We start from the raw sequence: 23,299 nt of genomic DNA on the forward strand, positions 1-23,299 counted from the left end.
CCGCCCCCGCTACTCGACCTTGAAGCGCTTCACCAGCTCCGCCAGCCGCTCGGCCAGCTTGGAGAGCTCGGCGGCGGCGGTGGTGGCCTGCTTCGACCCGCTCTGCGCCTGCCGCGTCACCTCCTCGATCTCGCCCATGGACTGCACCACCTGCTCGGTGGCCGTCCGCTGCTGCTGGGTGGCGAGGTGGATCACGCGCGAGGCGTCGCTCGTCTCCTGGATGCCGGAGAGGATCCCGCCCACCTGCGCCATGGCGGCGCCGCCGAGCTGCTCGCCCTCGCCGGCCATGCGCTTGTTGCCGTCCGACGCCTCCTTGGCGGCGTGGGTGGCCTCGCGGATCTCGGTGATGAGGTTCTTGATCTCCTTCGTGCTCTCCATGACGTTCTCGGCCAGCCGCCGCATCTCGGCCGCGACGATGGAGAACCCGCGCCCGGCCTCGCCCGCCTTGGCGCCCTCCAGCGCGGCGTTGAGCGCGAGGAGGTCGGAGCGATCGGCGATCTCGTCGATCACCTCCACCACGGTCCCGATCCGCTCCACCCGCCGCGACAGCTTCCCGATGGCGTCGTCCACCTCGGTCGCGTTGTGGCGGACCTTCTCCATCGACTCCATGAAGGACTTGATCGAGCCCTCGCCCTGGCGCGTCTGCGAGAGCGCCTGCTGGGCGATGGTCGCGACCATCTGCGCGTTCTCGGCGATCTGGTGCGAGGCGCCCTTGAGCTCCTCCATGGTCGCGGTGGTCTCGTGGATGGCGGCCGCCTGCTGCGAGGTCGAGCGCTCGCTATGGGTCGCCGCCGCCAGCACCTGCTCGGAGCTGGTGGCGAGCCGCAGGGCCGCCTCCCGCATCTCGGTCACGAACCGCTTGAGCGTGTGGACGATCTGGCCGATGCCCGAGACGAGCGGGGCCAGCGAGGCGTCGCCCACGGAGAGGCGCAGCTCGCCCGTGAGATCGCCGTTCACCACCAGCTTCACCAGCGCGCCGATGGCCTCGGCCACTCCTTCCCGGACCGCCTCGGCGCGGCGCGCCTCCGCCGTCAGGTCCGCCTGCACGCGCTCCACCGCCGCCTGCAGCGCGAGCGCCAGCTCGCGGCCCGGGCCGCGCGGCGGCACCGGCACGCGCGCGTCGGCGTAGTTCCCCTCCGCCATCGCCCGCAGCGCGCCGAGCAGGGCGTCCGGGCCGGACGTCCGGGCGGCGGCGCCACGCGGCGCCTTGGCCGGGCGCCGCCGGGTGATCTCTCGCGGTTCACGCATGGTGCATGTCTCCAGGGGACGGGGCGGCGGCGCGCAGGAGCGCCTCCTGCAGCAGGGTGGGAAGGTCGACGAGCGGGGTCGGCGCGCCGTCGAGGAGGACGAGCCCGCGCACCGCGCGCGAGGCGAGACAGGCTGCCGCGAACGGCGGGAGCGGGCACAGGTCGGCGGCGCCCGGCTGGCGGAGCCCGAGCACGAGGTCGACGGCCAGGGCCGCCCCCGCCCCCCGCACCACCAGCTCGCGACGCGCGGTGAAGGGCTCCCCGAGGCAGCTCGCGCCCACGACGTCCGGCGCGCCCGCCAGCGCCGGGCCGATGCGCTCCACCTCGGCCGCCTGCGCCGCGAACAGCCGCGGGCCGACCTGGAACACGAGCACCGGCGGCGGGAGGGCGGAGCTCACGCGCCGACGCTCCGGGCGCGCGCCGCCTCGACCAGGCGCGGGAGGTCGAGCACCGCCAGCTCGCCGCGGGCGTCGCGCGCCACGGCGGAGAGGAACTCGGCCGCGCCGCCTGGCGCCTCGGCCGGAGGCGCCTGCAGCGTCGCGCGGTCGAGCTCGACCAGGCCCTCCACCGCCTCGGCCAGCACCGCCACCTTCCAGGCCCCGGCCCGCACCACCGCGGCGCGGGTCGCCGCCCCGAGCGGCAGGGGGCGCAGGCCGAGCAGCTGGTTCACGTCGAGTACGGGCAGGATCTCGCCCCGGTGGCTGAACACGCCGGGCAGGAAGGGAGGCGCGGCGGGGAGCCGCGTGAGCGGTCCGAGCCGGACCACCTCGGTGACCAGCGACGCCTCGAAGGCGTAACGGCCGCCGAGCAGGCGCACGCAGAAGAGGCGGGCCTCGCCAGCGCCGCTCAGGATGTCGGGCGCGTCGCGACCCTCGGACATGGTGGGGATTACGCCACGGCTGGGAAGGGCGGGCAAGTCGGTGGTATGTTGAGTCGCTTGCCTGGAGCGCCCCCTTGAAGATCCTGGTCTGCTGCGAGAGCGACATCCTGCGCGGAGCGCTGACCCTGGCGCTCGAGTTCGCCGGCCACGAGGTCGAGGGTGCGTCGGACGCGCACCTGCTCGCACCGTCCATCGACGAGGCGGGCGCGCTGCTGGCCGACGAGGCGAGGGCGCGGCAGGCGATCGCCGTGCTGCGCGACGCCGGGTTCGCCGGCCGCACGCTGCTCGTCGGCGACGCGCCGGCGGAGGAGCTCGCGGCGCTCGTGAACGAGGTCGGCGCCGACGGCGCGCTGCCGCTCGCCCCCACCGAGGACCTGGCGCGCCGCTTCGCGCGGGCGGTGGGCGGCAAGCGCCGCGTCCTCATCGTGGACGACAGCGAGATCGCCGCCCGGCTGCTCGAGGCGGAGCTGGCGCAGGCCGGCTTCGCCATCGACTACGCGCCCGACGCCGAGACCGCGACCAGCCTGGTACTGAAGCGCGCCACCCGCCCGGACCTCGTCCTCCTGGACGTCAACATGCCGAAGGTGAGCGGGCCACAGTTCTGCCGCTTCCTCAAGAGGAACGAGCGCTTCAGGTCCATCAAGGTGGTGCTGTGCTCGGGCGAGGACCGGGAGAAGGTCGCGGCCCTCGCCGCCGAGTGCGGCGCCGACGGCTTCATCCTCAAGGACGAGTTCCTGGGGAAGTGGATCGTCGAGAATAGCTGACGGGCGCTGCGCGCTCGCTTCGCTCGCGTCGCGCGACCCGGCCGTTCACCACGGCCGCTTCGCGCACGCCTCGGGCGGCGTCGCCGCGTTGCACGCTCCCGGCGTGCGCGCGCCGCAGGCCCAGCTCGCCGGCTCGTCCGGCGCGTCCGGCCGGACCCGCTCCAGCGCGCCCGAAGGGCAGCGCAGCGCCGGCGCCACCCAGCCCGCCGAGGAGACCACCGCGCCGGCGCCGTCCTCGAGCGCCAGGGCCGGCGCCCGATCGTTCGCGAGCCCCCCCGCCAGCGCCGTCGCGCCGCAGCGGTGGACGGCGGTGCCGGGCGGCAGCGCGTACCGTCCGTCGTAGGCGCCTCCCACCACCAGGGCGTAGCCCCCCGGGGGGACCGGCCCGCCCTCGGCCGCGCCGAGCGTGCAGCGCGCCACCGTCCCGGAGGCGGTGCGCTTCGCGAGCACGAGACCCGACAGGTCGGCGTCGCCGGTCCCGACGTTGACCACCTCGACGTACTCGCCGCCCGCCTCGGGCGCGTCGGCGTCCGCCAGCACCTCCGAGAGCACCGGCGCGGGGCGCGGCGGGCGGGCGGCGGCCGGCAGCCAGGCGCCGAACGCGCCCCGGTGCCCCGCCAGATCCTCGCCGGCCAGCCGGACCCGCAGGGCGCGGCCGGGGCAGAGCCCGCGCAGCGCGAGCGCCGCCGGGCAGGCGCGGGCGGCCGGCTGGCACGGGTCCCAGCCCGGGCACGCCGCCACGCCTCCCAGCACCCGCGCCACCGCCGGCGCCGCCGGCGCGCTGCCGCAGGCGGGCTCGCCCGGCAGCGCCGACACCTCCGCCACCAGCCGGCCCATCCCCGCGAGCGTGGCCGAGACCTCCACGCCCAGCTCCGCCGCGGAGAGCTCGGCGCCGCCGCACGCCGGCGCGCCCGCCGAGGCGCAGCGGCTCACCTCGAGCGGCTCGAGCGGGAGGGGCGCGTTGCCTGCCGCGTCGCGCACCTGCCCCAGGTCGACCGCCAGCGCCCCCGCGGCGAGGGGCGCGGCGAGGTCGAGCCCGAGCACGTCGGGCGCCGGCGCGACGGGCTCGCCGCCGCCGGCCGGGAGCGCCAGCGCGCCGGCGACCGGCTCGTCGAAGGCGATCCGCAGCGCGGCGAGGTCGCGCGGGACGGGCCCGTGCGGCGGCTCCAGCCAGCGCGCGGCGGGCGGGGTGCGGTCCACGGCGGGCCCGGTCTCGAACAGCACCGCGAAGGCGCGGCTCTTTCCCTCCGGGTCGAGCACCGGCCGCCCGCCGGCGTCGCGCAGCCGCGGCGAGAGCACCGCCGCGAAGGGCGCCTCGGCCGGGAGCGGCGCGAGCGGCCGCAGCACGGCGCGGCGCCCGCCCTCCTCCACCTCCAGCCGCGCCGGCACGACGGGCAGGTCCGGCGGGGCGCCCTCCGCCGCCTCCGCCGCGGCGGCGACCGCGCGCAGGTCCTCCCGGCGGCACAGCACGAGGAGCGGGCCCGCGACGAGCCCCGCCGCGTCGATCGCCCCGGTGAAGGCGATCGCGACCTCCACCGCGTCGGGCGGGACCGCGCCCGACGGCGAGGCGGACTCGACGCGGACGAGCGGCGCCGGCAGCGACGGCGCGCAGCCTGCGGCGACCAGCGCGAGCGCGGCGGCGCGCCAGCTCACGGCGCGCCCTCCCCGTAGAGGCCGGTGAGGCCGTCGAGCTCCGCCGTCACCGCGTCGAGCTCGAGCTCCTGCTCCGCGCGCGCCCGGCCCTCGCGCGGCGGCGCCGCGAGCAGGGCCAGGCGCAGCCGCAGGCGCTGGTAGTAGAGCCGCGTGGCGCGGTCGGACGCGGCGCGCCGCTTCGCCTCGGCGCGCTCGGCGGCGGCGGCCGCCTCCAGCTCCCCGCGCGCGAAGACCAGGTTCTCGAGCTCCCAGCCCAGGCGGACCGAGAGGCTGTCGCCCGGCATGGAGCGCAGGTAGTCCACCTCCGCGCCGGCGCTGAGCCCGACCACGCGGTAGCTGCGCTCGTCGTGCCGGTACTCGGCCGTCAGCCGGGGCACGAGCCCGGCCAGCCGGGCGCGCCGGCCCCAGCCGTCCGCCTCGGCGCGCCCCGGGGCGGCGCGCGCCTCGGCCGCGCGCTGCACCGCCTCGACCCGCGGCTCGCCCGCCAGGGCGAGGCCGAGCAGCCGGGCCGCGTCCTCGCGCGCGGCGGCGGCGGGATCGGGAGGAGGCCCCGGGAGACCGTGCGCGGGCGGGCCACCCCCGAGCGCCAGGGCGAGGAGCGGGAGGAGGAGGTGCATGGGCGCGCGCAGAAGCACGCGCCCTGCCAGCGTCGAAACCCGCGCCCCGAGCGCCGGACGCGAGGCCGCGCGTCCTCGGCGCGGCCGGGAGGTCCGCGGGGAGGACGCCGGGCCTCAGAGCTCCTCGAGCCGCTTCCCCGCCAGCGTGCGCCCCACGTACCGGTCGAGGCGCCGCTCCATGAAGGGGGCCGCGGAGGCGTCGGCCGCGTCGATCCACGCGCGCAGCGCGCGCGGGTCCTCGCCCCGCAGCGCCTCGCCGAGCCCCGCCAGCCGCGCGTCGATCGCCTCGCGCTCGCCGTCCGCGAGCAGGTCGGGGTCCTCCGCCAGCCCCTGCCGCAGCGCGCCCGCCAGCCGCTCGCCCTCGAGCCGCCACTCGGCGAGGAAGCGCTGCACCACGTCCTCCTCGGCGTGCTCCAGGCTCTCGACGAGCATGTCCTCCACCTCCTGCTCGGTGACCCCGCTCGTCGGCTTCACCTCCACCCGCTGCTCGACGCCGGTGTGGAGCTCGCGCGCCGTCACCCGCAGGAGCCCGTCGGCGTCCACCGCGTAGGTGATCTCCACCCGCGCCTGCCCGGCCGGGAGCGGCGGGATGCCGCGCAGCGTGAACCGCGCCAGCGACCGGCAGTCGCGCGCCAGCTCGCGCTCGCCCTGCACCACGTGCACCACCATCCCGGTCTGCCGGTCGGCGTGGGTCGTGAACTGCTGGGTGGCGGTGGCGGGGATGGCGGAGTTGCGGAGCACCAGGCGCTCCACCGCCCCGCCCAGCATCTCGACCCCGAGCGAGAGCGGCACGACGTCGAGCAGCAAGAGGTCGTCGCGCCCGCCGCGGTCGAGCGCGTCCGCCTGGAGGGCGGCGCCGAGCGCCACCACCGCGTCGGGGTCGAGGTCGGTGAGCGGCTCCTGGCCGAAGAGCGCCCGCACCTCCCGCCGCACGAGCGGGGTGCGGGTCGCGCCGCCCACCAGCACCACGCCGTCGAGCCGCGCCGGCTCGAGCCCGGCGTCGCGCAGCGCCTGCCGGCAGGGCGCGAGCGTCCGCGCCACCACCGGCGCGAGGAGCGCCTCCAGCTCGGCCCTCCCCAGCCGGACCGCCACGCGCGCGCCGCCCAGCAGGAGCTCGTCCTCCACCTCCTCGCGCGTCGAGAGCGCCTCCCGGAGCCGCTGCGCCGCCGCCCGGGCGCCCCGCAGCACCTCCGGCGTGCGCGGGAGGTCCGCCCCCGCGAGCAGGCGCTCCGCCACGGCCGCGTCGAGGTCGTCGCCGCCGAGCCGGCTGTCGCCCGCGGTGGAGAGCACCTCGAACACGCCGTCGGCGAGCTTCAGGATCGAGACGTCGAACGTCCCGCCCCCCAGGTCGTAGACCGCGAACAGCCCCTGCCGGCGCTGGTCGAGGCCGTAGGCGAGGGCCGCGGCGGTCGGCTCGGCGAGGAGCCGCGCCACCTCCAGCCCCGCCAGCCGACCGGCGTCGCGGGTGGCCTGGCGCTGCCGCTCGTCGAAGTAGGCCGGGACGGTGACGACGCAGGGGCCGGGCGGGCCGCCCAGCGCCTCGGCGGCGCGGCGCCGCAGCACGCGCAGGATCTCGGCCGAGACCTCGACCGGCGTGACCCGGCGCCCGCCCTCCACCACCAGCTTGACGGAGTGTCCGTCCTCGTCGAAGCGGTAGACGCCGCGGTCCTCCGGCCGGAGGTCGGCCGGGCCCCGCCCCATGAGCCGCTTCACCGAGAGCACCACGTCGGCCGGCGCCGCGGCGGCGCGCGCCCTGGCCGCCGCGCCCACCTCGACCGCCCCGCCCGGCAGGTAGTGCACCGCGCTGGCGAGGAGCGGCTGCCCCCCGTCCACCGGGACGAGCCGCGGCCGGTTCCGCGCGTCGACGCTGGCGACGAGCGAGTTCGTGGTGCCGAGGTCGATGCCGATCGCGCGGGCCATGGCGGAGCGCGTTCTTACCTCGCCGGCGCGGGGCGCGTCATCCCGCCGCGGGCGCCGCCGGGCGGCCGCCGAGCCGTAGCACGCCGCCCAGGATCGTGTTACGGAAGGGCCGCCCCACCCGCCGCCGGACGGGCCGGTGCGGCGCACGCGCATGCACATGTCGGACGCACTGGTCTCGCCGGCGGTCGGCGGCGCGCTCTGGCTCACCGCCGCGGGCGTGGCCCGCCACGCCGCGCGCCGGCTCGAGCGCGAGGAGGAGCAGCGCCTGCCGCTCATGGGCGTCCTGGGCGCCTTCGTCTTCGCCGCGCAGATGGTGAACTTCGCCATCCCGGGCACCGGCTCCTCCGGGCACCTCGGGGGCGGGTTGCTCCTGGCGGTGCTGCTCGGGCCGCACGCCGCCTTCGTGGTGATGGCCTCGGTCCTGACGGTGCAGGCGCTCTTCTTCGCCGACGGGGGGCTGCTCGCGCTCGGCTGCAACGCCGTCAACCTCGGCTTCTTCGCGAGCTACCTCGCCTACCCGCTGGTGTGGCGCCCGCTCGCCGGCGACGGGCGCTCGCCGGCGCGGGTCGCGCTCGCGTCGGTGGCGGCGGCGGTCGCCGGGCTGCAGCTCGGCGCGCTGGCGGTGGTGGTGGAGACGCGGGCCTCCGGGATCTCGTCCCTGCCGTTCGGCCCGTTCCTCCTCCTCATGCAGTCGATCCACCTCGCCATCGGCCTCGTCGAGGGCGCGGTCACCGCGGCGGTCGTGCTGGCCGTGCGCCGGGCGCGGCCGGAGCTGGCGCCGGCCGGGACGCGCGGCGCGCGCAGCGTGGTGGCGCTGGGCACGGCCGCGCTGGTCGCCGCGGGCGCGCTCTCCTGGTTCGCCTCCACCCGGCCGGACGGCCTCGAGTGGGCGGCCGCGCGCGCGGCGAGCGGCGCGCCGCAGCCGGCGGCGGGGGCGGCGCACGCGCTCGCCGCGCGCCTGCAGCGCGCCACCGCGGTCATGCCCGACTACGCGCCGCCCGGCGCGCCGGACGGCGGGTCGCGCTGGGGGGCGCCGCGCGCCGGCACCTCGGCGGCCGGGCTCCTCGGGGTGGGGCTCAGCGTCGCGTTCGTGGTCGCGGCCGGCCTCGGCGCGCGCGCCCTGCGCCGCCGCGCCGCGCGCCGGCCATGAGCGCGGCCGGCCCGGCGCTGGCGCACCTCGGCGCGCTCGACGGCCTCGCCGCGCGCGACACGCCCGCCGCGCGGCTCGACCCGCGCGTGAAGACGCTCGCCGCGATCGCCTACGTGGCGGTGGTGGCGAGCTTCGGGCGCGGCGACGCGCTGCGGCTCGTGCCGCTCGCCGCCTGGCCGGTCGCGCTCGGCGCGCTGGGCGACGTCCCCTGGCGGCCGGTGCTGCTGCGCCTGGCGCTGGCGTCTCCCTTCGCGCTCGGCGTGGCCGCCTTCGAGCCGCTCCTCGACCGGGCGCCGGCGCTCGCGGTGGCGGGCGTCACCGTCTCGGCCGGCACAGTGGCCTTCGCGACCATCCTCCTCAAGTTCGCGCTGGCGCTCTCCGGGGCGCTGGTGCTCGTCGCCACCACCGGCTTCGACGCGATGTGCGCCGGCCTGGAGCGGCTCGGCGCCCCGCGGCTGCTGGTGGCGCAGCTCCTGCTCCTCTACCGCTACCTCTTCGTCCTCTCGGAGGAGGCGGCGCGGCTGTGGCGGGCCCACGCGCTGCGCTCGCCCGATCGCCCGCGCCCCACGGCGCGGCTCGGGGCCACCCTGCTCGGGCAGCTCCTCCTGCGAACCCTGGCGCGCGGGGAGCGCCTCCACGCCGCCATGCGTTGCCGCGGCTTCGACGGGACCGTGAAGCTCGTCCGGCGCGCCCGCCTGTCCCGCGCCGACCTCGCCTTCGGCGCCGCCACCGCGGCGCTCCTCGCCGGCTGCCGCTTCGGGCACCTGCCGGCCGCCCTCCAGCGCCTCCTCTAGCACGCCATGAGCCACCACCTCGTCTCGGTGACCGACCTCCGCTTCTCCTACCCCGACGGCACGCCGGCGCTCGACGGCGTCACCTTCACGCTCCACCACGGGGAGTCGGTGGGCCTCGTGGGCGGCAACGGCGCCGGCAAGTCCACCCTGCTCCTGCACCTGGCGGGCGTCCTGCGCGCCACCTCCGGCGCGGTGCGGGTCGGCGACTGGCCGGTCACGCCCGGCACGCTGCGCGAGGTGCGCCGCTCGCTCGGGCTCGTCTTCCAGGACCCCGACGACCAGCTCTTCATGCCGACGGTGGAGGACGACGTCGCGTTCGGGCCGCGGCAGCTGGGGCTGCCCGAGCCGGAGGTGGAGGCGCGGGTGGTGGACGCGCTGGGGCGCGTCGGCGCGGCCCACCTGCGCCGCCGCCCGCCGCACCGTCTCTCCGGCGGCGAGAAGCGCGCGGCCGCCATCGCCGCCGTGCTCGCCATGGGGCCGAGCGTGCTCGTGCTCGACGAGCCGTCGTCGAACCTGGATCCGGCGGCGCGGCGCGCGCTCATCGGCCAGCTCCGCGCCTTCGAGCACACCAAGATCGTCGCCAGCCACGACCTCGACCTCGTGCTCGACGTCTGCCGGCGGGTGCTGGTGCTCTCCGGGGGCCGGGTGATCGCCGACGGACCGTCGGACGAGCTCCTGGCCGACGACGCGCTCCTCGCGAGCGCGCGCCTGGAGCGGCCGCTCCGGCTGCAGGCCTGCCCGCGCTGCCGGCCGGGTTGACCCCCGCGCGCGGGCCCCGGAGCCGGATCGCCTCTTTCGGCGCGACCCGCAGTCCCGCTCCAACCCCCGCGACGGCCGTGCAGGATGGGGCGACGCGCTCACTCGAGGGTCCCCGTGAGAGTGCTCCTCGTCCACCCCAGCGGCCTCATGTACTCGCGGATCTTCCTCCGGCTCGAGCCGCTCGGGCTGGAGCTCGTCGCCCGGGCGCTCCAGCAAGCCGGACACGACGTCCGGCTGCTGGATCTCCAGACGCGAGGGCCGGACGACTACCTGCGCCTCCTCGACGGCTGGTGCCCCGACGCGGTCGGATTCTCGCTCAACTACCTCGCCAACGTCCCGGAGGTGCTCGAGCTCGCCGAGGCGACGAAGCGGCGCGCGCCCGGGTGCTTCGTCTTCGCGGGGGGCCACAGCGCCTCGTTCATCGCGCGCGAGCTGCTCGCGCACGCCGGCGGCGCGATCGACTGCGTCGTCCGCGGCGAGGGCGAGCGGACGGCCCCCCAGCTCCTCGCCGCCGCGGCGCGCGACCGCTCCGCGCTGCACGCGCTGCCGGGCGTGAGCACCCCGGCCGGCGAAGGCCCCGCCCCGGCGCTGCTGGCGAGCCTCGACGAGGTGCTGCCCGCGCGCGAGCTCCTGGCGCGGCGCCGCGCCTACTTCATCGGCGTGCTCGACCCCTGCGCGTCGATCGAGCTCACCCGCGGGTGCCCGTGGGACTGCGTCTTCTGCAGCGGCTGGACCTTCTACGGCCGGAGCTACCGGAAGGTGAGCCCGGCGCGGGCGGCCGAGGACCTGGCCAGCGTCCGCGAACCCGGCGTCTTCATCGTGGACGACGTGGCCTTCGTGGACGCGGACCACGGCCACGCCGTCGCGGCGGAGATCGACCGCCGGCGGATCCGCAAGCGGTACTACCTCGAGACGCGCGGCGACGTGCTCGTCCGCAACCAGGAGGTGTTCCGGTACTGGAAGCGGCTCGGGCTCGAGTACATGTTCATCGGCCTCGAGGCGATCGACGACGCGGACCTCCGCTCGCTCCGCAAGCGCACCACCCTGGGGAAGAGCTTCGAGGCGCTCGAGGTGGCGCGGTCGCTCGGGGTCACGGTGGCGGTCAACGTGATCGCCGACGCCTCCTGGGACGAGCGGCGCTTCGCGGCGGTGCGCGAGTGGGCGCTCGCGGTGCCCGAGATCGTGCACCTCACCGTGGCGACGCCCTACCCCGGCACCGAGACCTGGCACACCGAGGCGCGGCAGCTCGCCACCCGCGACTACCGGCTCTTCGACGTGCAGCACGCGGTGGTCCCCACGCGCCTGCCCCTCGCCCGGTTCTACGAGGAGCTGGTGCGGACGCAGCAGGTGCTCGCCCGCAAGCACCTCGGCTGGGCGGCGCTGCGCGCCACCGCCGGGATCTCCGCGCGCCTGCTCGCGCGCGGGCAGACCAACTTCGTGAGGATGCTGTGGAGGTTCAACGGCGTCTACGACCCGGCGGCGCTGCGCGCCGACCACGCCGCGCCGTGCCGCTTCGAGCTCCGGCTGCCCGAGCACCCGCCGCTGGAGCGGGTCGATCCGGCCCGCCTCTACGTCCACCAGCCCGCGAGCGGCGCCCCGCCGCCTGCCGGCGGGGGCTGATCGCGGGCCCCGTCAGAAGGTGAGCGACGCGGTGAGCCGGGCGCTCCTCGGCTCGGCGGGGTGGAAGTGGACGTCGCCGCTGGCCGCCGCGCCGGGGCTGACGCGGGAGGAGTAGAAGTAGGCGACGTCGTCCACGCGCGCGTCGAGGACGTTGAACACGTCGAGGGTGAGGAGGAGCGGCGCCGCCACCCGGTAGCCGAGTTGCGCGTTCAAGAGCGCCGAGGCCGGCGAGCGAACCGCGTCGTCCTCGACGAGCGGGCGCGGCCCGAAGTAGCGCAGGAAGACGCTCGCCGACCAGGGTCCGAGCTGGTGGATCGAGGCGCCGGCCGACACCGCGGACTCGATCGAGCCCGGGACGTGGTCGCCGGGGTGGTCGTCGGTGGGGCCGGGCGGAGAGGTGAAGCGCGCCCTGGAGAGCGCGACGTCGAGGTCGAGGAGCAGCCAGCGCACGGGCTGCCAGCGGGCGCTCCACTCGACGCCCTCCCGGCGCGACGGCCGCGACGGCTCGGTGGTGCCGGCGTCCCCGGTGAAGACGAGCTCGGAGTCGAGCGCGAGGACCCACAGCGCCAGCGAGGTCTGCACCCCAGGCAGGAGGTCGTTGCGCACGCCCAGCTCGGCGCCGCGCGTCCGCACGAGCGGCGTGACCGGCCGCACGTCGCCGCCGCCGACCGGGTCGACGTGCGTCGTCACCCCGCGCGCGTCGTTCGAGTGGAAGCCGAACCCGCCGTTCAGGAACAGCTCGGTCCGCGCCCACGGCCCGAACACCAGCGACGCCTTGGGCGACGCGCGGCCCGCCGTCGCCTGGCCCGAGTTGCGCGGGTCGCTGCTGCGCACGTCGAACCCGTACGCGTCCCAGCGCACGCCGGCGACCGCGCGGAGCCACGGCCGCGGCCGGAGCCCCGCCTCGGCGTAGACGCCGCCGCTCGTCTCGTCCACGTCGTCCTGCCGCGTCGTGGCGAGGCGCCGCCGCGCGTCCGTGCGGTAGAGGCCCACCGGCCGGAGGCGGTCCTGCCGCGCCTCGCCGCCGAGCCGCGCCTCCGCCGGCAGGCCGGCCACCTCCCCCGCCACCCGCCACGAGGCCGAGGCGCCGCAGGTCCAGCGGTCGTCGTGCTGCTCGAACTGGTCTCCCGTGTCGGGATGCTCGAGGAAGTAGGTGAAGTCCGAGAACAGGTCGAGGTCGTACCTCACGGCGTACGCCACCGCCTGGAGGCGCCCCGGGCCCACCTCCTGCTCCAGGTTCACCGAGAGGCTGTACCGGTGCGAGCTGCCGCCGGTGGTGGGGTCGAGGCTGCCGAAGCGGCCGACGCGCCCCTGCGCGACGGCGCCCTGCGGGATCTGGTCGGTGCCGTTCCAGCGCCCGTCGTAGGCCATGGCCGTGACCGCGAGCTCCCCGCTCCCGAGGTCGTGGCCATACCGCAGCACGCCGTTCCACCGCCGGTAGGCGTCGGGCCGGACCCACGGGCCGTCCTCGTACATGAGCTCCCCGGCGTAGGTGAGGTGGCCGCCGAGCAGGTGCTGCGTCCCGGCGAGGAGCGCGCGGCCGTAGCCGTAGGTGCCGCCGGTGAGGTCGAGGACGTTCGAGGGCAGCGCCTCGGCGTAGTGGAGGTCGGCGCCACCGGCGGAGGCGAAGTCGCCGCGCGAGGCGTCGTAGGGCCCCTTCCAGTAGTCGACCCGCGAGACGAGCTCGGGGATGAGGAAGTTGAGGTCGGTGTAGCCCTGGCCGTGGGCGTGGGTGCGGAGGTTGAGCGGGACGCCGTCGAGGTTCGTCTGGAAGTCGGTGCCGTGATCCAGGTCGAAGCCGCGCAGGTAGTACTGGTTCGCCTTCCCCGCGCCGCTGTGCTGGGTGATGACGAGCCCGGGGACGAGCTCCAGCACCTCGCCCGGCCGGAGCAGCGGGCGATCCTCGACGAGCTGGCGGGTGAAGCTCCCGGCGCTGGCCGCGTCGGACGTCCCGACGCGGTCCTGGTAATGGCCCTCAACCACGAGCTCTTCGCCGAACTCCGGACGCGCCGGCTCGTGCGCGGCGGCGCGGGCCGCGCCGAGCGCGAGAGCCGCGAGGAGGAGCGCCCGCCGGGACATCGGCGGCGTGTAGCACGTTCGCCAGGAACGTGCTACCGGCCGGGAGCGGCCGCGGGCGCGTCAAGGCGCCGCATCGCCGCGCGCCGCCGCCAGCGCCCGCTCGACCACCCGCGCCTCGCCGAGGAGGCGGGCGGCGGCGGCGAGCGCGGCGGGCGCCGGCGCCTCGGGCGCGAGCAGCTCGGAGAGCCGCGCCTCGATCGCGTCGAGCCGGGCGGCGAGGCCCTGCGCCACCTGCCCCGCCTCGGCCGCGTCGCCCTCCGCCACCGCGGCGGCGAGCCGCTCGCGCAGGTCGAGCTGCTCCGCCAGGAACGCCGGCTCGAGCGGCGCCGCCTCTGGCCCCGGGCCGCCGAGCAGCGCCACCAGGTAGGCGGCGCGGCGGCGCGGCGCGGCGAGCTGGCGGTGCGCCTCGTTGAGCCGCGCCGACCGCTCGAGCGCGATGCGCCGCTCGCGCGCGGGGGCGCGGGTGAAGCGATCGGGGTGCACGGCGCGCGCCCGCTCGTGGAAGCGGCGCTCGAGCTCGGCCGGGGCGAGCGCGAAGCGACGCGGCAGGCCCAGCGCCGCGAACAGGTCCTCGCCCGGAGGGGCGGGCTGGAGCGACTGGCACGACGCGCAGCGCTCGCCGCCCGGGAGCTCCGCGCCGCAGCTCCAGCACGCCACCGCGCGGCTCAGGACTTCGCGGCGACGGCGGGGGGCGGCGCCTCGGCCCCCGCGGCGCGCTTGCGCTGGTAGTCGGCGACGGCCGCCTTGATGGCGTCCTCCGCCAGCACCGAGCAGTGGAGCTTCACCGGCGGCAGCGCGAGCTCCTCGGCCACCGCGGTGTTCTTGATGGCGAGCGCCTGGTCGAGCGTCCGCCCCTTCACCCACTCGGTGACGAGCGAGGAGGAGGCGATGGCGGAGCCGCAGCCGAAGGTCTTGAACTTCGCCTCGGCGATGACTCCCGCCTCGTCGACCCGGATCTGCAGCTTCATCACGTCGCCGCAGGAGGGCGCGCCGACGAGGCCGGTCCCGACCGACGGGTCGTCCTTGTCGAGCGAGCCCACGTTGCGCGGGTTCTCGCAGTGGTCGACGAGCTTCTCGGAATACCCGCTCATCCGCTCCTCCGGCGCAGCGGCGGAGGACGAGCCCCCGCCCTGCGACCCGTGCACGGCGCTAGCGCGACCACTCCACCTTCGAGAGATCGACGCCCTCCTTCGCCATCTCGTACAGGGGCGACATCTCGCGCAGCTTCTTCACCTTGGCGGCGAAGAGGGCGACGGCGTAGTCGACCTCCTCCGCGGTCGTGAAGCGCCCCAGGCCGAAGCGGATCGAGCTGTGCGCGAGCTCGTCGGGCACGCCCATGGCCCGCAGCACGTAGGAGGGCTCGAGCGAGGCGGAGGTGCAGGCCGAGCCGGACGAGACCGCCACGTCCTTCACCGCCATCATGAGCGCCTCGCCCTCGACGTAGGCGAAGGAGACGTTGAGGTTGCCGGGCAGCCGGTGCTCGAGGCCGCCGTTCACGGTCATGAGCTCGACGCCCGCCTCCAGCCCGCGGCGGAGCCGCTCGCGCAGGGCGAGCACGCGCGCGCCCTCCGTCTGGAGCTCGGCCGCGGCCAGCCGGCAGGCCGCGCCGAGGCCGACGATGCCCGGCACGTTGAGCGTGCCCGAGCGGTGCCCCCGCTCGTGGCCGCCGCCGTCCATCTCCGCGATGAGCCGGACCCGCGGCTTGCGCCGGACGTAGAGCGCGCCCACGCCCTTCGGGCCGTACACCTTGTGCGCCGAGATGGACGCGAGGTCGACGTCGAGCGCCTGCACGTCGAACGGGATCTTGCCCACCGCCTGCACGGCGTCGCAGTGGAACACCACGCCCCGGGCGCGCGTCAGGCGCCCGATCTCGGCCACCGGCTGGATCGTGCCGGTCTCGTTGTTCGCCGCCATCACCGACACGAGGATGGTGTCGGGCCGGAGCGCCCTCGCCACCTGGTCGGGATCGACGCGCCCGTCCGGGCCCACCGGCAGGAACGTGACCTCGAAGCCCTCGCGCTCGAGCCGGTGCATGGGGTCGAGCACCGCCTTGTGCTCGGTGGCCACGGTGACGAGGTGGCGCCCCTTCTCGCGGTAGAAGTGCGCCGCGCCCTTCACCGCCAGGTTGTCCGACTCGGTCGCCCCGCTCGTGAAGACGATCTCGCGCGGCTCGGCCCCGATGAGCCCGGCCACCTCGGCGCGGGCCGCCTCCACCGCCTCCTCGGCCCGCCAGCCGAACGCGTGGCTCTTGGACGCGGCGTTGCCGAAGTCCTCGCGGAAGAAGGGCAGCATCGCGTCCAGCACCCGCGGGTCCAGCGGCGTGGTGGCGTGGTAGTCCATGTAGATGGGAATCTTCACGGCCCCTGGGCGGCTCCTATCCTAGGACGCTGGTCCTACCGGCCCCGTCCCGGGCGGTCAAGCGCCCCTGCTCTACAAGGGAGCGGCCCCACGGCGGTTTTCGCGCTATCCATCGTCCCAGACCTCGCATGCGCACCTCGACCCGACTCCTCCTGGCCGCCCTCGCCGCCGCCGCCGTGCTGGCGCTCCCCAGCCTGTCCGCCTCGGGCGCCACCGGCGCGGCCACCGACCTGGGGCTCGGCCACCAGCTCGCCCAGGGCTCCCTCCTCGCCTTCGCGATCGCCTTCGCCGGCGGGGTGCTGACCAGCCTCACGCCCTGCGTCTACCCGCTCATCCCCATCACCGTCTCCATCTTCGGCGCGCGCCGCTCCGGCTCGCGGGCGCAGGCCATGGGGCTGTCCGGCCTCTACGTGCTCGGCATCGCGGTCACCTACTCGGCGCTCGGCGCCACCGCGGCGCTCACCGGCAAGGCGTTCGGGTCCGCCATGCAGAGCCCGTGGGTGCTCGCGCTGGTGGCGGCGGTCTTCGTCGCGATGGCGGCCTCCATGTTCGGCGCCTTCGAGCTGCAGCTGCCCGCCTCCCTCCAGGCGCGGCTCTCCTCGGTGGGCGGCGCGGGCCGCGCCGGCGCCTTCGCCATGGGCCTCGTGGCCGGCCTCATCGCCGCCCCCTGCACCGGGCCGGTGCTGGCGGCGGCGCTCGCGTTCGTCGCGACGCAGGGGTCGGTCGCGTACGGCGTCGGCATCATGTTCGCGTACGCGCTCGGCATCGGGCTCCTCTTCTTCCTCATCGGGGCCTTCTCGCTCGCGCTGCCGAAGAGCGGCCCGTGGATGGAGACGGTGAAGAGCGTCTTCGGCGTGGTGCTGCTCGCCATGGCGCTCGCCTACCTCCGGGACCTCTTCCCGGCGCTGCGCGGCCTCGCCTCGCCCGCCCCGGCGGCGCTGGCGGTGGCGGCGGGCGCGGCGGCGGCCGGGGTGCTGCTCGGCGGGCTCTCCGCGGCCGGCCCCGGCGCCGGCGCGCGCCTCGCCAAGGTGGCCGGGGTGGCGCTGGTGGTGGCGAGCGCGTTCTACGCCGGCGGCGTGGCCGACGCGCGCGCCCGGGCCTCGGCGGCCGGCGAGGGCATCGCCTGGCTCGTGAACCAGGAGGAGGCGGGGCTGGCGCGCGCCCGCGCCGAGGGCAAGCCGGTCCTCATCGACTTCTGGGGCGACTGGTGCGCGGCCTGCAAGGAGCTCGACCGCACCGCCTGGAGCGACCCGCGCGTCCGCGAGGAGGCGGCGCGGTTCGTGACCATCAAGATCGACAACTCCGCCGACCGGCTCGCCGACCCGAAGGTGAGCGCCGCCGTGGATCGCGTCTTCGAGAAGTACGGCATCCTCGGCCAGCCGACGGTGCTCTTCATCGACGCCCGCGGCCAGGAGCTGCCCGCCCCGGCGCGCGTCACCGCGGTGATCGGCGCGGACGACATGCTGAAGCGGATGAAGGCGGTGGACCGCGCCTGCGCGCAGCCCGCCGTGGCGTGCCTCGCGCGCTGGTGAGGTCTTCGCCTATCATCCGCGCACCATGCTCGCCTCCCTCCTCGCCGCCGCGGCGCTCTCCGCGGCCGTCGTGCCCGAAGCGCGCCTCATCCCGGAGGGGCCGCGCTTCGCGTCGCTGCAGGGCGGCGAGACGCTCGGCGCCGGCGGCACCGAGCTCTTGCTGACGGCCGGCTTCTCGACGCTGTCCGGCACCTACGCCCAGGGGCTCAACGAGGCGAACGACCTCGGCGCCCAGGTCGAGCTCGACTGGCTCACCGGCGAGCTCTTCGCGGGCGGCCTCTACCGGCAGCTCACCTGGCGCTTCGGCGAGACGTTCGTCTCCTGGCGGGCGCGGGCCGGCCTCTACGTGGACGGGGGCGCCACCTGGGCGGTCTCCAGCAACCACTCGGCCACCGGCATCCAGGCCGTGCCGGGCCTGGCGCTGTCGCGGCGCTTCGCCCGCGTCACGCTCTCCGCGGCGCTCGACGGCCGCATCGACCTCACCCTCTCGAACCAGGGCGGGCGCGCGGTCGGGGTGAAGGGCACGGTCGCCTGCGAGACGCCGCTCTGGGGCGACCTCCTGGCCGGGGCGCGGGTGGGGGTGGGCGGGCTCTGGTCCTACGCCGGCGCGCCGTTCGCCGGCGACTCGCCGCGCACGCTGCTCGACCTGTCGGCGCTGCTCACCTACCGCCTGTTCTGACGCGGCCGGGACCCGGGTGCCGCCACCCCCGGGGTCGACCGCTGCGGGTTCGCGCACCTGGGGGCGGCACGCGGCTTGAAGCGCCGGGGGGCATGTCGCCCGCCGAGCCGCGCCCGGATGTCGTCGCCACCCCCACCTCCTTCGACCTCGACGCCGCCATCGTCGACCTGGTCTCGCGCGGCGCCGTCAAGGTGCCGCCCTACCCGGCGGTGGCGCTGAAGGTCGAGGAGCTCGTCCGCAAGGAGGACTTCGGGCTCGACGAGCTCACGAAGCTGGTCGCGTCCGACCAGGCGCTGGCGGCCGACGCGCTCCGCTGCGCGAACTCCGCCTTCTACAACCGCGGCAACGCGGTGGCGTCCCTCAACGGCGCCATCACGCGCATCGGCGCCAAGGAGGTGGTCCGCCTCGCGCTCGCCTCCGGCCTCGGCGCCCACGCGCGGAAGCCCGGCCCGCTCTCGGCGCTCAAGCGGCGCGTGTGGCTCGAGGCGCTCGCCTCGGCGGCGCTGGCGCAGGAGCTGGCGCGCGCGCGCCGGCTGGGCGCGGAGGAGGCGTTCGTGTGCGCCCTCCTGCACGACTTCGGGAAGATGATCGCCGTCGCCTGCGTGGAGGAGCTCCTCGCCGCGCACGACGAGGTGCAGCGCAAGCCGCTCGAGGAGTGGCTGGCGGTCGTGGACCGCTATCACGTCGAGCTCGGGCTCGTCCTCGCCGCGCAGTGGGAGCTGCCGCAGCTCGTCTCGGACGTCGTGTCGCTGCACCACCAGGAGGACCTGGCGGGCGCCGCCGACCCGCGCATGGTGGAGCTGGTGCAGGCCACCGACGAGGTGGTGCACCTCCTCGCCGACCGCGCCAGCGTCGGCGCCGACGAGCTGGGCGCCCTCTCGGCGCTCACCGCGCCGGAGTGCGAGGTGGTCACGCGCGTGCTGGAGAAGCTCCCCGCCTTCATCGCCTCCTTCGAGACGGGGAGCGGTACGGACGCGGGCCCCAGCGCCATCGAGCCCGAGCCGGCCGACCACTTCCTGAGCGGCCCCACCCCGGTGAGCTTCCCGGTCACGGTCACGGTGAACCGCGAGGTGCGCGAGTACCAGGCGATGGGCATCGCCACCAGCAACCTCATGGTCACCGGGAAGGGCGCCCTCCCGGAGAACGTGCTCATGGAGCTGAAGGTCGGGTCGACGCCCCCGTTCACCTGCTGGGCCACCGCCAAGCTCTCCTGGCCCGAGGGCGAGGGCCACACCGTGCTCCTGCAGCCGTTCGCGCTCAACGGCCCCACGCAGGCGATCTGGAAGGAGCTCCTCCGCTCCACCACGACCTGAGGACCGGCCGGCGTCCTTGACACCCTCCGCCCACCCTCATAAAAGAGGGCGCCCTCGCCCAGGTGGCGGAATTGGTAGACGCACCAGATTCAGGGTCTGGCGGTCGCAAGGCCGTGGAGGTTCGAGTCCTCTCCTGGGCACCATCTTCACCGGAGGCCGGCGCGCGCGAGCGGCCGGCCTCTTCGCTTTCCGGCGCCGGCGGTTGACATCCGCGCCCGGTCGCATATTCATGCAGATGCATGCATGAACTCTCGACCGCGGTGGTGGGCGCCTCCGGCTACGCCGGCCTCGAGCTGACCCGCTACCTGGCGCGCCACCCGCGGCTCCGGCCGGTGGCGCTGTACTCCGACCGCTGGTCCGGCGAGACCGCCGGCGCCCGCCTGCCGCTCGGCGGGGCGGCGGCGGCGCTCCGCTACCTCCCGCTCGGCGAGGCGGCCCAGGCCGAGGCCGAGGTCGCCTTCCTGGCCACGCCGGCCGAGGTCTCGCTGGCGCTCGCGCCCCAGCTGCTGGCCCGCGGGCTGCGCGTGGTGGACCTCTCCGGCGCCTTCCGGCTCGCGGACCCCGGGCTCTACCCCGGCTGGTACGGCTTCACCCACGCGGCGCCGGAGCTGCTGGCCGAGGCGCGCTACGGGCTCCCCGAGCTCGGCCGCGCGGCGCTCCCGGGCGCGCGCCTGGTCGCGAACCCCGGCTGCTACGCCACCGCCATCGCGCTCGCGCTGGCGCCGCTCCTGCGCTCCGGCCTCGTCCTGGCGGAGGGCGTCGCGGTCGCCGCCATGAGCGGCGTCACCGGCGCCGGCCGCAAGGCGAGCGAGGACTACAGCTTCTGCGAGGTGGACGAGGACCTGCGCGCCTACCGCCTCGGGCGCCACCAGCACGTGCCCGAGATCGAGCAGACGGTGGCCCGCTTCGCCGGCCGCTGCGGGCCCATCTCCTTCACGCCCCACCTCGTGCCGATCCGGCGCGGCATCCTCGCGAGCTGCACGCTCCGGCTCGCGCCCGGCGCCGAGCCGGCCGCGCTCGCCCGCGCCTACGACGTCTACGCCGGCGAGCCGTTCCTGCGCGTGCTGCCCGCCGACAAGGTGGCGGTGAAGGACGTGGCGCGGACGAACCGGGTGCACCTCGGGGTGGCGGTGGACGCCCGGGCCGGGGTGGCGGTGGCGGTCTCCGCCATCGACAACCTGGTGAAGGGCGCCGCCGGGCAGGCCGTGCAGGCGCTCAACGCGGTCATGGGCTGGGACGAGGCGCTCGGCCTCGACCTCCTGGGAGGCTAGCGTGAAGATCCCGAAGGGCTTCCGCTTCGCCGGCGCGGCCGCCGGGCTGAAGCCGCAGCGGCGCGACGTGGCGCTCGTCGTCTCCGACGTGCCGGCCGCGGCCGCCGGCGTCTTCACCCGGAACCGCGCCGCGGCCGCGCCGGTGCTGGACGCCCGCCCGCGCGTGCCGGCCGAGGGCATGCGGGCGGTGCTCGCCAACTCCGGCAACGCCAACGCCCTCACCGGCCCGGGCGGCCTCGACGACGTGAGCGTGCTGCGCAGCGCGGTCGCCGACGCGCTCGGCATCCAGAAGCGCGCGGTGCTCACCGCCTCCACCGGCGTCATCGGGCAGCGGCTGCCGGCCATGAAGATCCTGGCCGCGCTGCCGGGGCTGGTGGACGGGCTGGGCGACCACGCCGAGCTGGCGGCCGAGGCCATCATCACCACCGACACCCGCGCCAAGATGACCGCCCGCGAGGTGGTGCTGGGCGGGAAGGCCGCCACCGTGAGCGCCATCTGCAAGGGCTCCGGGATGGTGGCGCCGCAGCTCGCCACCGTCATGTGCCTCGTCGTCACCGACGCGGCGGTGACGCCGCGCGCGCTGCAGGAGCTGCTCGCCCGCGCGGTGACGAAGACCTTCAACATGGTGAACGTCGACGGCGACATGTCGACCAACGACACCGTGCTGGCGCTCGCCAACGGCCTCGCCGGCAACCCGCGCATCGCCGACCCCGGCCCCGACCTCGACGTGCTGGAGGCGGCGGTCACCGACCTGTGCGGGGAGCTGGCGCGCGCGGTGGCGGCCGACGGCGAGGGCGCCACCCGCATGGTGGAGGTGGTGGTCACCGGCGCCCCCTCCGAGGAGGCGGCCCGCGACTGCGCCACCTCCATCGCCGGCTCGCCGCTCGTCAAGGCGGCGCTCTTCGGCGCCGATCCGAACTGGGGCCGGGTGCTCGCCACCGTCGGCGCGCGCGCCGGATCGCGCGGCTGGCCCATCGACCCGTACCGCGCCCGGGTGGCGCTGCAGGGCGTCACCGTCTTCGACAAGGGCGCGCCAGTCGAGTTCGAGCGCGAGGCGCTCAAGGCGCGCCTGCGCGAGACGCGCGTCGACCTCGCCGTCGCGCTCGCCGACGGCGAGGCGAGCGCCACCGCCTGGGGCTGCGACCTCTCCTACGACTACGTCCGCATCAACGCCGACTACAGCTCGATGATCGTCCAGAAGCCGGACGGCATGCTGGCGAAGGAGGAGCGGGTCGCGAACTACAGCCCCGCCTTCAAGCGCACCCTGCTGGTCGAGGCGCTCAAGTACATCTCCGCCTTCTCCGGCCAGATCGCGGTGGTGAAGTACGGCGGCGCCGCCATGGTGAAGGAGAGCCTCAAGGAGGCGTTCGCCGAGGACGTGGCGCTGCTCAAGCGCGTCGGCCTGAAGCCGGTGGTGGTCCACGGCGGCGCGCTCGAGATCAACCGCACCCTGGAGCGCCTGGGCGAGCGGAGCGAGTTCGTGGACGGCCTGCGCGTCACCGACGCGGCCGCCCTGCCCATCATCGAGATGGTGCTCACCGGCAAGGTGAACCAGGAGCTGGTGGCGCTCCTCAACGCGCGCGACTCGGGCGCGGTCGGCCTGTCCGGCAAGGACGGCCGGCTGCTCGAGGCGCGGCGGCTCGTGCACGAGAGCGGACGCGACCTGGGGCAGGTGGGCGAGGTCACCGCCGTGAACACCGAGTTCCTGCGCATGCTGCTCGACAAGGACTACGTCCCGGTCATCTCGCCCATCGGGCTCGGGCCAGGCGGCGAGAGCCTCAGCATCAACGCCGACGACGTGGCGGCGCACGTCGCCGCGGCGCTCGGCGCGAAGAAGCTCATCTACCTCACCGACGTCCCCGGCCTGCTCGAGTCGGCGCCGGACGGTGAGCTGGTGCGGCAGGTCACCGACGAGGACCTCCGCCGGCGCCTCGCCGCCGGGTCCATCACCGGCGGGATGAAGATCAAGGCCTACTCGATCCTGGAGGCGCTCTCGGGCGGGGTCGAGCGCGTGCACATCCTCGACGGGCGCCAGCCGCACACGGTCATCGCCGAGCTCTTCACCGATCGCGGGGTGGGGACGCTCGTCCAGCCGCAGCCCGCCGCGCCGGCCGCGTAGCCAGGGAGGACGCCATGCCCACCAAGGCCGATCTCCGCCGCCAGGCCGTGGCGCGCCTCCTCGGCGCCCGGCGCATCGCCACGCAGGACGACCTGCTCGCGGCCGTGCGCCGCGAGGGCTTCGAGGCCACCCAGGCCACCCTCTCGCGCGACCTGGCCCGGCTCGGCGCCCGCCGGGTGTCCGCGCCCGGCGGCGGCACGCGCTACGAGCTCCCGGCGGAGGAGCGCCGCGACGGGCTGGACGCGCTCGGGCTGCTCGTCGCGTCGGTGTCCAGCAACGGCTCCATGGTCGTCATCAGGACGCACCCCGGCAGCGCGCCGGCGGTGGCACGCGCGGTGGACCTGGCGCGGCTCCCCGAGCTGCTCGGCACCATCGCCGGGGACGACACCGTCTTCATCGCCCCGGTGAAGGAGGCGCGCGCCCGCGCGCTGGCGGAGCGCGTGCGGCGGCTGTTCCAGGGCGGCCCCGCCGCCGCCGGCGCGGCCAGTCCGTAGGGCGGGGGCTCGTCCCCCGCCGCCGTCGAGCTCGAGGCCTCCCGCCCGGC

At 76.4% G+C, this 23,299-nt stretch carries 21 protein-coding genes and 1 tRNA gene; 12 read left to right on the forward strand and 10 right to left on the reverse strand.

Annotated features, from left to right (window positions below; all coding sequences use genetic code 11):
• Positions 1 to 9: 9 nt before the first annotated feature.
• From HWY08_RS02100 to HWY08_RS02110, 3 genes are read right to left on the reverse strand one after another with little or no spacing between them, the layout of a single operon-like run.
• The gene (locus HWY08_RS02100) at positions 10 to 1,248 is read right to left on the reverse strand and encodes a methyl-accepting chemotaxis protein (RefSeq protein WP_176062460.1); all 1,239 of its coding nucleotides are present in this window, start codon (positions 1,246 to 1,248) and stop codon (positions 10 to 12) included.
• Positions 1,241 to 1,645 carry a chemotaxis protein CheW gene (locus HWY08_RS02105; RefSeq protein WP_235969407.1) on the reverse strand — a complete coding sequence of 135 codons (405 nt, stop codon included), beginning with the start codon at positions 1,643 to 1,645 and terminating at the stop codon, positions 1,241 to 1,243. Before HWY08_RS02105 ends, HWY08_RS02100 begins: the two co-directional genes overlap by 8 nt.
• Positions 1,642 to 2,127 carry a chemotaxis protein CheW gene (locus HWY08_RS02110; RefSeq protein WP_176062461.1) on the reverse strand — a complete coding sequence of 162 codons (486 nt, stop codon included), beginning with the start codon at positions 2,125 to 2,127 and terminating at the stop codon, positions 1,642 to 1,644. Before HWY08_RS02110 ends, HWY08_RS02105 begins: the two co-directional genes overlap by 4 nt.
• Positions 2,128 to 2,201: 74 nt before the next feature.
• Between HWY08_RS02110 and HWY08_RS02115 the strand changes: the two genes are divergently transcribed.
• The gene (locus HWY08_RS02115) at positions 2,202 to 2,891 is read left to right on the forward strand and encodes a response regulator (RefSeq protein ID WP_176062462.1); all 690 of its coding nucleotides are present in this window, start codon (positions 2,202 to 2,204) and stop codon (positions 2,889 to 2,891) included.
• 45 nt (positions 2,892 to 2,936) lie between these two features.
• On the opposite strand, the gene HWY08_RS02120 is transcribed toward HWY08_RS02115, so the two are convergent.
• From HWY08_RS02120 to hscA, 3 genes are all read right to left on the reverse strand, one after another.
• Positions 2,937 to 4,544 carry a lamin tail domain-containing protein gene (locus HWY08_RS02120; RefSeq protein WP_176062463.1) on the reverse strand — a complete coding sequence of 536 codons (1,608 nt, stop codon included), beginning with the start codon at positions 4,542 to 4,544 and terminating at the stop codon, positions 2,937 to 2,939.
• Entirely contained in the window at positions 4,541 to 5,161 is a 621-nt protein-coding gene (locus HWY08_RS02125; RefSeq protein WP_176062464.1) for a hypothetical protein, read from the reverse strand. Before HWY08_RS02125 ends, HWY08_RS02120 begins: the two co-directional genes overlap by 4 nt.
• A 114-nt stretch (positions 5,162 to 5,275) precedes the next feature.
• Complete coding sequence (hscA, locus tag HWY08_RS02130; protein ID WP_176062465.1) at positions 5,276 to 7,081, reverse strand: Fe-S protein assembly chaperone HscA; 1,806 nt, start codon at positions 7,079 to 7,081, stop codon at positions 5,276 to 5,278.
• A gap of 157 nt (positions 7,082 to 7,238) precedes the next feature.
• On the opposite strand from hscA, the gene HWY08_RS02135 reads away from it, so the two are divergent.
• The 4 genes from HWY08_RS02135 (at position 7,239) to hpnR (ending at position 11,404) form a co-directional block, all read left to right on the forward strand.
• Positions 7,239 to 8,231 carry an energy-coupling factor ABC transporter permease gene (locus HWY08_RS02135; RefSeq protein WP_209005102.1) on the forward strand — a complete coding sequence of 331 codons (993 nt, stop codon included), beginning with the start codon at positions 7,239 to 7,241 and terminating at the stop codon, positions 8,229 to 8,231.
• Positions 8,228 to 9,025, forward strand: coding sequence for a cobalt ECF transporter T component CbiQ (cbiQ, locus tag HWY08_RS02140; protein ID WP_176062466.1), 798 nt, complete (start codon positions 8,228 to 8,230; stop codon positions 9,023 to 9,025). The genes HWY08_RS02135 and cbiQ overlap by 4 nt, the downstream gene beginning before the upstream one ends.
• Positions 9,026 to 9,031: 6 nt before the next feature.
• Positions 9,032 to 9,784 (forward strand): energy-coupling factor ABC transporter ATP-binding protein, encoded by a 753-nt coding sequence (locus HWY08_RS02145; protein WP_176062467.1) that lies wholly within the window; start codon positions 9,032 to 9,034, stop codon positions 9,782 to 9,784.
• A 114-nt stretch (positions 9,785 to 9,898) separates the two neighbouring features.
• Positions 9,899 to 11,404: a hopanoid C-3 methylase HpnR gene (gene hpnR / locus HWY08_RS02150; RefSeq protein WP_176062468.1), complete on the forward strand. Its 1,506-nt coding sequence runs from the start codon at positions 9,899 to 9,901 to the stop codon at positions 11,402 to 11,404.
• 12 nt (positions 11,405 to 11,416) lie between these two features.
• On the opposite strand, the gene HWY08_RS02155 is transcribed toward hpnR, so the two are convergent.
• The 4 genes from HWY08_RS02155 to HWY08_RS02170 are packed head-to-tail and all read right to left on the reverse strand — an operon-like array spanning position 11,417 to position 15,841.
• The gene (locus HWY08_RS02155) at positions 11,417 to 13,483 is read right to left on the reverse strand and encodes a TonB-dependent receptor (RefSeq protein ID WP_176062469.1); all 2,067 of its coding nucleotides are present in this window, start codon (positions 13,481 to 13,483) and stop codon (positions 11,417 to 11,419) included.
• Between the two features lie 60 nt (positions 13,484 to 13,543).
• A complete protein-coding gene (locus HWY08_RS02160; RefSeq protein ID WP_176062470.1) occupies positions 13,544 to 14,140 on the reverse strand; it encodes an iron-sulfur cluster co-chaperone HscB C-terminal domain-containing protein in 597 nt (198 codons plus the stop codon).
• 8 nt (positions 14,141 to 14,148) lie between these two features.
• A complete protein-coding gene (gene iscU / locus HWY08_RS02165; RefSeq protein ID WP_176062471.1) occupies positions 14,149 to 14,574 on the reverse strand; it encodes a Fe-S cluster assembly scaffold IscU in 426 nt (141 codons plus the stop codon).
• Positions 14,575 to 14,632: 58 nt separating this feature from the next.
• Positions 14,633 to 15,841, reverse strand: coding sequence for an IscS subfamily cysteine desulfurase (locus tag HWY08_RS02170; RefSeq protein WP_176062472.1), 1,209 nt, complete (start codon positions 15,839 to 15,841; stop codon positions 14,633 to 14,635).
• 128 nt (positions 15,842 to 15,969) lie between these two features.
• Here HWY08_RS02170 and HWY08_RS02175 point away from each other — a divergent pair, with 128 nt between their 5' ends.
• The 7 genes from HWY08_RS02175 (at position 15,970) to HWY08_RS02205 (ending at position 23,249) form a co-directional block, all read left to right on the forward strand.
• Positions 15,970 to 17,373, forward strand: coding sequence for a protein-disulfide reductase DsbD family protein (locus HWY08_RS02175; protein ID WP_176062473.1), 1,404 nt, complete (start codon positions 15,970 to 15,972; stop codon positions 17,371 to 17,373).
• Between the two features lie 25 nt (positions 17,374 to 17,398).
• Positions 17,399 to 18,052, forward strand: coding sequence for a hypothetical protein (locus tag HWY08_RS02180; protein WP_176062474.1), 654 nt, complete (start codon positions 17,399 to 17,401; stop codon positions 18,050 to 18,052).
• A 92-nt stretch (positions 18,053 to 18,144) separates the two neighbouring features.
• On the forward strand, positions 18,145 to 19,365 hold the full coding sequence (locus HWY08_RS02185) for an HDOD domain-containing protein (protein WP_176062475.1): 1,221 nt from the start codon (positions 18,145 to 18,147) through the stop codon (positions 19,363 to 19,365).
• A gap of 56 nt (positions 19,366 to 19,421) precedes the next feature.
• Positions 19,422 to 19,508 (forward strand) — tRNA-Leu (locus tag HWY08_RS02190).
• Positions 19,509 to 19,604: 96 nt separating this feature from the next.
• Positions 19,605 to 20,636, forward strand: a complete 1,032-nt coding sequence (argC, locus tag HWY08_RS02195; protein WP_176062476.1) for an N-acetyl-gamma-glutamyl-phosphate reductase — start codon at positions 19,605 to 19,607, stop codon at positions 20,634 to 20,636.
• Position 20,637: 1 nt separating this feature from the next.
• Complete coding sequence (argJ, locus tag HWY08_RS02200; RefSeq protein WP_176062477.1) at positions 20,638 to 22,755, forward strand: bifunctional glutamate N-acetyltransferase/amino-acid acetyltransferase ArgJ; 2,118 nt, start codon at positions 20,638 to 20,640, stop codon at positions 22,753 to 22,755.
• Positions 22,756 to 22,769: 14 nt separating this feature from the next.
• On the forward strand, positions 22,770 to 23,249 hold the full coding sequence (locus HWY08_RS02205) for an arginine repressor (protein WP_176062478.1): 480 nt from the start codon (positions 22,770 to 22,772) through the stop codon (positions 23,247 to 23,249).
• Positions 23,250 to 23,299 lie beyond the last annotated feature (50 nt).

It is taken from the genome of Anaeromyxobacter diazotrophicus (assembly GCF_013340205.1).
GTDB lineage: Bacteria > Myxococcota > Myxococcia > Myxococcales > Anaeromyxobacteraceae > Anaeromyxobacter_A > Anaeromyxobacter_A diazotrophicus.

What these genes read in the sequence shown, in the direction of transcription:
- cbiQ (WP_176062466.1), top strand. Translation starts at nt 8,228, where the DNA reads ATGAGCGCGGCCGGCCCGGCGCTGGCGCACCTCGGCGCGCTCGACGGC.
- HWY08_RS02125 (WP_176062464.1), bottom strand. Translation starts at nt 5,161, where the DNA reads ATGCACCTCCTCCTCCCGCTCCTCGCCCTGGCGCTCGGGGGTGGCCCG.
- HWY08_RS02180 (WP_176062474.1), top strand. Translation starts at nt 17,399, where the DNA reads ATGCTCGCCTCCCTCCTCGCCGCCGCGGCGCTCTCCGCGGCCGTCGTG.
- HWY08_RS02185 (WP_176062475.1), top strand. Translation starts at nt 18,145, where the DNA reads ATGTCGCCCGCCGAGCCGCGCCCGGATGTCGTCGCCACCCCCACCTCC.
- HWY08_RS02175 (WP_176062473.1), top strand. Translation starts at nt 15,970, where the DNA reads ATGCGCACCTCGACCCGACTCCTCCTGGCCGCCCTCGCCGCCGCCGCC.
- argC (WP_176062476.1), top strand. Translation starts at nt 19,605, where the DNA reads ATGCATGAACTCTCGACCGCGGTGGTGGGCGCCTCCGGCTACGCCGGC.
- HWY08_RS02135 (WP_209005102.1), top strand. Translation starts at nt 7,239, where the DNA reads ATGTCGGACGCACTGGTCTCGCCGGCGGTCGGCGGCGCGCTCTGGCTC.
- iscU (WP_176062471.1), bottom strand. Translation starts at nt 14,574, where the DNA reads ATGAGCGGGTATTCCGAGAAGCTCGTCGACCACTGCGAGAACCCGCGC.
- HWY08_RS02110 (WP_176062461.1), bottom strand. Translation starts at nt 2,127, where the DNA reads ATGTCCGAGGGTCGCGACGCGCCCGACATCCTGAGCGGCGCTGGCGAG.
- HWY08_RS02100 (WP_176062460.1), bottom strand. Translation starts at nt 1,248, where the DNA reads ATGCGTGAACCGCGAGAGATCACCCGGCGGCGCCCGGCCAAGGCGCCG.
- HWY08_RS02155 (WP_176062469.1), bottom strand. Translation starts at nt 13,483, where the DNA reads ATGTCCCGGCGGGCGCTCCTCCTCGCGGCTCTCGCGCTCGGCGCGGCC.
- HWY08_RS02145 (WP_176062467.1), top strand. Translation starts at nt 9,032, where the DNA reads ATGAGCCACCACCTCGTCTCGGTGACCGACCTCCGCTTCTCCTACCCC.
- hscA (WP_176062465.1), bottom strand. Translation starts at nt 7,081, where the DNA reads ATGGCCCGCGCGATCGGCATCGACCTCGGCACCACGAACTCGCTCGTC.
- HWY08_RS02205 (WP_176062478.1), top strand. Translation starts at nt 22,770, where the DNA reads ATGCCCACCAAGGCCGATCTCCGCCGCCAGGCCGTGGCGCGCCTCCTC.